Annotated in this window: 7 protein-coding genes; all 7 read right to left on the bottom strand. The window is 48.6% G+C overall.

The annotated features are described in order from the left end of the window. Nucleotides 1-350, bottom strand: a 350-nt coding sequence (locus Q0X35_RS05335; RefSeq protein ID WP_297566293.1) for an NUDIX hydrolase, incomplete at its 3' end; no start/stop codon positions are given. A 1-nt stretch (nucleotide 351) separates the two neighbouring features. Next, nucleotides 352-1,536 (bottom strand): PrsW family intramembrane metalloprotease, encoded by a 1,185-nt coding sequence (locus tag Q0X35_RS05330; protein WP_297566292.1) that lies wholly within the window; start codon nucleotides 1,534-1,536, stop codon nucleotides 352-354. Then, complete coding sequence (locus Q0X35_RS05325) at nucleotides 1,526-2,131, bottom strand: hypothetical protein (protein ID WP_297566291.1); 606 nt, start codon at nucleotides 2,129-2,131, stop codon at nucleotides 1,526-1,528. Before Q0X35_RS05325 ends, Q0X35_RS05330 begins: the two co-directional genes overlap by 11 nt. A 2-nt stretch (nucleotides 2,132-2,133) precedes the next feature. Beyond that, complete coding sequence (locus Q0X35_RS05320) at nucleotides 2,134-3,258, bottom strand: glycosyltransferase family 4 protein (RefSeq protein ID WP_297566290.1); 1,125 nt, start codon at nucleotides 3,256-3,258, stop codon at nucleotides 2,134-2,136. Continuing rightward, nucleotides 3,255-4,325, bottom strand: coding sequence for a phosphatidylinositol mannoside acyltransferase (locus Q0X35_RS05315; RefSeq protein ID WP_297566294.1), 1,071 nt, complete (start codon nucleotides 4,323-4,325; stop codon nucleotides 3,255-3,257). Before Q0X35_RS05315 ends, Q0X35_RS05320 begins: the two co-directional genes overlap by 4 nt. A 5-nt stretch (nucleotides 4,326-4,330) precedes the next feature. Continuing rightward, nucleotides 4,331-5,011 (bottom strand): phosphatidylinositol phosphate synthase, encoded by a 681-nt coding sequence (gene pgsA / locus Q0X35_RS05310; RefSeq protein WP_297566287.1) that lies wholly within the window; start codon nucleotides 5,009-5,011, stop codon nucleotides 4,331-4,333. A 120-nt stretch (nucleotides 5,012-5,131) separates the two neighbouring features. Beyond that, nucleotides 5,132-7,198, bottom strand: a complete 2,067-nt coding sequence (gene thrS / locus Q0X35_RS05305) for a threonine--tRNA ligase (RefSeq protein ID WP_297566285.1) — start codon at nucleotides 7,196-7,198, stop codon at nucleotides 5,132-5,134. Between the last annotated feature and the right edge of the window lie 417 nt (nucleotides 7,199-7,615).

The raw sequence follows: 7,615 nt of genomic DNA, 5'->3' as shown, positions 1-7,615 counted from the left end.
TCTTGCCGGCGCGTCTCTAGATAAAAATAAAAAGTGGCTTTGCGGTAGAGAACTGGCCCTTCCAGCCGCGTAGGAGAAATTTGCAAACCAGTTTCTTCCCGTAGCTCGCGTACTACCGCACTGCGAGCAGTTTCGCCTCTTTTAATTCCGCCTCCTACAGTAAACCACCATGCCCGCTCCGCTTTGCCAAAATCGTGACCCCTGATAAGAAATATTTCTCCGCTACGCGTATAGGGAATTACCCGCGCCGCCTGCCGATGTGGATACCCTTCGGCATCTTTTGGCCATTCACTGCGCATCGCCGCCGCTAATTCACGCTCGGTGGGATTCTGCGCTTTCTTTTCTGCCATATTAAAAATATTCTCCCGTAATGCGCGCTCTATCGGCGGCCAACTCCGCTAAAATTTCTGCTTCTCGCCGCTGGCTACGTGCCAGCCGCACTTTATTTTCCCCGATTTCCCGCGCCCGCAGATAGCCTAGCTCGAGAAGTTTTGCCTGGAAATTTTGCATGACGGCGCGGAGCTCATTCGGATTCTCTTGCCGCTTACGGGCTAATGATTCCACCCAGCGCTGGGCAGCTCGGCGCGCCGCTAAAGATTCAATCATCTCCACTTCCAGATTACTTAGCAGGCCGGCTTCGACGTAGTGCGCAAGACTCTTTAGCACTACTTCTTTTTCTTGCTGACGCGCGAAATAGATAAGAAGAATGAAAATTATCAGAGCTGGCGCATTAGAGAGTAATAGATACTTCTCATAGGTCATTCCCGGCCAATTCAAAGCGTCGTTATTGAACCAATGCCCCAATATCGCTCCGCCTAATCCCGGCATCATATAGAGCAAGGGAGCTAATTTTTTCGATGAATAGCGGGCGAAACCTAAGAAAAACCCAAAGATAGCCGTCCATGCTTCGTGGTTAAAAGGTGCATCTAAGAAGCGAATATGGAAAAGAAGAGAAATCTCTTCGAGGTCATTTAAGAAATAGAGAATATTTTCGGTGAATGCGAAACCGGCTCCGATTAAGGCGCCGTAGACGATGCCGTCTACCGGCCCATCAAAATAGCGGCGGAAAATAAAATAGATCAGGAGCACTCCGCCACCCTTGATTAATTCTTCGGTAAAGGGTGCCACATAGGAGGCGGTAAAGCGCATATCAGAAGCGAGCGCAACTAGCTGAGCATCGGCAGAATCGCGCAATAGTGCCCGAAAAAAATCCTGAAAAAGAACCGCTAATAATACGGAGGTACCTGCTCCCCAGGTAAAAGCGAAAATATACATCCAACGCGGCTCGGGCTCCCAGCGGTCAATCATAGCGACGAGGAAGAGAGTGAAAGCCACCGGCACCAGCGCATAGATGAAGGCTAGAAAAACCCCACCTGGAGCTGCTCTGCCCACTATAAATGGGAGTAAATATATGAAAGCCCAGCCGGATAAAAGAATACCGACTGTAGCTAAACCGGAATATCCGAAAGCGCGCCCGCGCTTAGATATCCTTTTTCGCTTAAGGAATTCTCTTCCCACTTCTCTGCTATCTATCATCTATATCCACCGTATGGGGCGAGGGCGCATTTCCCGCTAAGTGAAAAATACGCGTCAATCTTTTTCTATGTACTCGCCGCGCCTGCGACACATGTAAATTGTGGAAGGCGCGGGTTAAACGGATATTCTCGCGGCTACGTTGCAAGGATTTATAGATTTGCTCCTGCGCCGGAGTAAAATCAGTGCTCGCTAAGCCGTCAATAGTTAGCCGCAGGGTGCGGGAAAGTTCCGATTCAACTGCTAGCCGCGCACCGGCCGGATTTTCAATAATATCGTTGCGATCTTTCTCCGCCAATTCGCTAGCGGGCGGCAAATCTATATTAATAAAAGCATCTAAGCCGTCATTAACTATAGGTAACTGAGCGTAGATTAAAGCATCGTGCGCTGCTGCCTGGAGTAAAACTGCGCTGGCGATATCCAGTGCACCACTACTCGCCATTTCCTCCGCCTTTTGCGCCCGCACGATTAAAGCCAATTCTAAAGCTTTGCGCGATTTCAACACTTTGGTATGTAACGCATTCAATTTTCGCGCCACACAAAAAGCCCAGATCAGAAAGGCAACCACTCCCAGTGCACAGAGGATTAACCACCACATAGTTAATCCACCTCCGTCTGATAAATTTTTATCGCTGTTTCGTAGACGTGAAAAATCCGCTTCGCCACGCTTCCCCAATCGTATTTCCAAGCCCCCTGGGCAGCCCGGGCACTAATTTCTTGGCGCTGCTGTGGATTAGCCAAAGCCTTATTTACTACGGCGGCTAAATCAGCGGCATCTTCATTACGGAAATGGAAGCCGTATTTGCCGTCTTCTAAGACGGCGCGAAAAGCTGGAATATCGGAAGCTACGATACAAGCTCCCGCGCTCATAGCTTCTACGAGAATGATTCCAAATGATTCGCCGCCGGTATTAGGAGCTAAATAGATATCTGCACTTCCCAATAAAGCTGCTTTATCGGCATCGCTTATACCTCCTAAAAATTTCACGGAGCTGGCATAAGAGCCAAAAAGTTGCTTGCCTTGCTCTATATTTCCTCTCCCAGCTACGAGGAGCCGGGCCCCGGGATAGCGAGATAAAATTTCCGGAAAAGCTGCTGCTACCACTGGTAGACCTTTTCGGGGTTCATCTAAGCGCCCCAGAAAAGCCAGCACCGGCTGGTCGGGATCGCCTGCAAAACGCGGATCGGGCGCGGTGATTTGCAGATTCTCTACTTTTACACCGTTGGGAATTATCCACGCATCGCCGCCTAAATACTGCACCGCAGTGCGGCGCGCTTCTTGAGATACCGCTATGCGCGCCGTTATTTTATCCAAAATAGGCACTAGAAGCGGCGCCGAAAGTGAAAATATCCGCGATTTATCCATAGCGGTGTGAAAGGTAGAAACGACCGGGCATTTCGCATTCATAAGTGCCAGCATAGAAACTGAGGGTGTAAAAGGCTCGTGCACATGGAGTACATCAAAATTTCCCTCCCGCAGCCAATTCCGAACTGCGAGATTCACTTTGGGGCCAAAGGCTAATCTCGCCACCGATCCGTTATAGCGAATAGGAATAGCTCCTCCTACGGAGGTGAGAAATGGCTCTAAATTTTCCGGATTTTCTGCCGGCGCAATTACCTGTACTTCGTGGCCTTGCGCAATTAGCTCTTGCGCCAAATCGCGAATATGGATTTGCACGCCACCCGCTACATCCCACGAGTACCCACAGGCAATACCGATTCTCATTGGATTTCCTGTTCTCTATCCGCCGCCGCGGCGAGATCGGCGGGCGCTGCTGGCGCTTGCTCGCTGCCTTTTAGCGATGCTTGCTCGCCTTCTTCCGCCAGCACTTTAGCTTCCAGTTGTGCGCGTTCTTTTGCGCGGCGCAACCGCTCCATATCTAAATCCGCTACAAAGAGTTTTTGTAGCATATGCCAATCTTCTAGGTGGGCGGTTAGAGCCGGCATAGCTTGTATCATCCACGCCTGATTCATTTTCACCAGCAAACTTTCCGGAATTTTTCCTTCCGGAATATGCTGAGGCGGATAGATGGGTTCTCCCACCTGAATATGAATTCCCCATTTACTTCCGGCTTGTTTACGGCGTTTTTTATCAGCAGCAAAGTTTTCACTGAAAATAAATATCGGAAACATCGGCGTATTGGTGCGAATTGCTAAAATTGCTGCACCGGGCGCGACTCGAATTGGGTATTCCCCTAATTGCACCTCTACGCCGCGTGCACTCAAATCTCTATCGCACAGCAAGGGCGTAAAACAACGTTGTGCCCGCATATCCGCCGTTAATTTGCCAGTCGCATTGCCACCTTTTATGGCTGGATAGATAGTCATACCTAAGGATTGGCGAAAATTCAGAAAGCTTTCTGCTAGTTCCGGCGGCTGTAATTTTTCGGCAATCGTATGTACAGGTGCCAGAACGATATTTGCCCAAGCCCCGGCTAAATCCCAATTTCCTAGATGGAAAAGTGCCCCGCTGCAAGAATTTTCTTCTAATACTTCCCGGAGCGGCGCGAGATTTTCTACGCTTACCCGCGCCAGAATTTGCTCCGGCTCTAAATAAGGCAAAAGCAGAGCTTCATGATAATAACGCATATAGGAACGCATAGCTCGGCTCGAGCGCCGCCGTTGAGCAAATTTCGTAGGTAAAGGAACTAAACGCTGATAATTTTTGCGCAGTTGGGCTACTCCTTTGAGATCAGAAAACCCAGCGATAACCCCAATACCTTCGAAAATACTCCGCGAAAACGGTTCCGGAAAACGCCGCACTAGGAAATCAGCAGCGCGAAATACGCGCATTATATTCACTTTTCTTCCTCTTTCGGCGCTGTCACTTCCGCTCCGGCAGATTTTGCCGCTCTAGAAGGTGCATCTTGCTGCGTTTGCTTATATACCACCCACATGCGCTGTAGGATAGTAATAAAGGAAAGTGCAGCTAGTATCCACATTCCCGCCACAAGTATCCAGTCGGAGAGACCAAAACCGACTAAAATAATGCAGACGCCGGCCAGCACCAAACGATCAGCTCTTTCTGCGATTCCGATGCTTGCTCCGTAGCCGATTCCTTCTGCCCGCGCCCGCACATAAGAAACTATGATGCTGAAAATTAACGCCAGGAGGGCGCCCAACATCATCCAGGGGCGAGCCGCAGATGTAGCTTGAAAGTACCCCCATAGAATTAGAGCTACGAAAATTGCGGAATCGCTGAATCTATCCATCGAAGAATCGAGAAAAGCTCCCCAGGCACTCTGGGTGCCGGTCATACGCGCAATTTGCCCATCTAAGTTGTCGAAAATTACCAGTATTCCGCCGATTACTACCCCTAGTACTAGGTGATTCAAGGGAAAACACACCAAGACAGTGAGAATACTGAGCAGAGTACCCACCACGGTGACGGTGTTAGCAGAAATACCTAGTCGCACGAAGACGCGGGCGATTGGTCCGAATATCTTTTGCGCCAAGGGGCGCCCCGATCTGCTAAGCAAAACTCCTCCTACTTTCTCGCCTGTCTATCTGCCCTCGTTGGCTCTCGGAAAACTATTTCAAAAATTCTTATCCAGAGCTTTTCGAAATTTTTTCGAAAGCCAAAGGTGGCAGTTAAGTCTCTACTGATTGCGGTGCTCTTTTATGTCGCTCAGAATATGCTCTATCGCTTGGGCAAGTGGAATACCGTTGTGCTGCGATCCGTCGCGCATCCGGAAAGATATCGCTTGTTCAGCTACATCTTCCCCACCCGCAATTAGCGTAAAAGGAATCTTTTCTTTTGCCGCATTACGAATCTTCTTCGGGAAGCGATCGGCAGAGGTATCTATTTCCACCCGCACTCCCTTTTCCCGCAGCTGCCCCGCCACTTCTTCTAGATACGGAATAAAAGCATCGGCGACCGGTATACAGCGCACCTGCACCGGCGCTAGCCAAGCTGGGAAGGCTCCCGCGTAGTGCTCCGTAAGCACTCCGAAGAAACGCTCAATAGAACCAAAGAGAGCGCGGTGAATCATCACCGGGCGTTGGCGGCTTCCATCTGCTGCCGTATATTCCAGCTCGAATCTTTCTGGCAAATTGAAATCTAACTGAATTGTGGACATCTGCCAGGTACGCCCGAGAGCATCCCGCGCTTGCACAGAAATTTTCGGCCCATAGAAAGCGGCTCCTTCTGGATCTGGCACAAGATCTAAGCCAGAAGCTTCCGCCACTTCTGCCAAAGTACGAGTAGCTTCTTCCCACACTTCGTCGTTTCCTACATACTTATGCGGATTCTTCGTAGATAACTCCAGATAGAAATCATCCAAGCCGTAATCTTTGAGAAGCTCCAGTACGAAGTTGAGCAAACCGGAAAGCTCCTCTTTCATCTGTTCCCGCGTGCAGTAAATATGGGCGTCGTCTTGCGTGAAACCGCGGGCGCGCGTCAAACCATGAATCACTCCCGATTTTTCATTGCGATATACGGTGCCAAATTCGAAAAGCCGCAAAGGTAAATCTCTATAAGATCTTCCGCGGGAGCGATATATGAGATTGTGCATCGGGCAATTCATGGGCTTCAAATAATAATCTGCCCCTTGCTTAGTAATATTGCCTTCCGCATCTCGCTCTTCGTCCATGTGCATAGGCGGATACATACCCTCAGCATAAAAATCTAAATGACCCGAAACCTGGAAAAGATTTGCTTTCGTAATATGCGGAGTGTTCACGAAAGAATATCCACCTTCTAGGTGCTTCCGCCGGGAATAGTTCTCCATTTCCATCCGCACGATTCCACCTTTTGGATGGAATACTGCTAATCCGGAACCTATCTCATCTGGGAAAGAAAATAGATCGAGCTGCGCACCTAGTTTGCGATGGTCCCGCCGCTCTGCCTCGGCAATCCGCTCCGTGTAAGCGAGCAAATCTTCTTTACTTGCCCACGCAGTGCCGTAGATACGTTGCAGAGAATCATTCTTTTGGTCTCCTCGCCAATAAGCAGCAGAAGAACGGGTGAGTGCAAAACCGTTGCCAATCAGTTTGGTATTAGGCAAGTGCGGGCCTCGGCATAAATCACTCCATACACAGTGGCCATTGCGATCTACATTATCGTACATAGTGAGCTCACTGCCGCCCACTTCCACCGAAGCTCCTTCGGCGGCTTGGTCATTATCAGCATCGCTTCCGCCTTTTAAATCAACTAATTCTAATTTATAAGGCTGATCCTTAAGCTCCTGGCGCGCTTCTGCTTCACTCACCACGCGCCGCACGAAACGTTGCCCAGATTTTATGATGCGTTTCATGTCTTTTTCGAGCTCTTTTAGCAGCTCGGGAGTGACTGCATCGATATTTCCAAAATCATAGTAGAAGCCATCGGTAATAAAAGGACCAATTCCGAGATTCACCGCTGGGAATTTATTTTGCACAGCTTGTGCCAGCACGTGCGTAGCAGAATGGCGCAGAATATTCAGACCTTCGGGGCTGTCAATTAAAACTGTTTCTACTTGCGTACCTGCGGGAATCGTAGCCAAATCGGTGGCTAAATCCTTCAATTCTCCCGCTACTTTTAGAGCAACGATTTTGCGATTCGAAGCAAAATATTCAATTCCGCTTATCGGAGCGGTAATTTCTACTTCTACGCCATCTACTATGAGATTCACTATTTCCTCCTGTATATCCAGATGCGCTACCGGGGCACCTGTGGATTGAATCATTTATAGTCTACGCACTTTTTAGTGCTATCCCTAAAATTAACGAAGAAAAATTTGGGGGAAACTTGGAAAAAACTTGGAGATTACTCATGAAAAGCACGAAATACTTCCGCGGAATTTTACCGACAATAAATAATTTTGTGCGGTAAATAGAAACTAGGTAAAAATTTTTGGCGCTGAGCCCGCTAAACCGAGTAAATCCCTAAATAATTCAGAAAATCAGAGAAAAATAGGCACGCAAGAATTGAGGAAATAAAATTAGGCAAGAATCGCACAAATAAATTACCTAAAAATCACGTAAAAAAATTACTTAAAAATTGAGCAAATAACAATCAATGGTGGGCGATACTGGAATCGAACCAGTGACCTCTTCCGCTGTCTCTTATACACATCTCCGAGCCCACGAGACCGTTATTCTAA

The organism is uncultured Arcanobacterium sp. (assembly GCF_947253055.1).
Lineage (GTDB): Bacteria > Actinomycetota > Actinomycetes > Actinomycetales > Actinomycetaceae > Arcanobacterium_A.
Note: the sequence above shows the minus strand (reverse complement) of the source record. Positions and strands in the feature narration are given on the sequence as shown.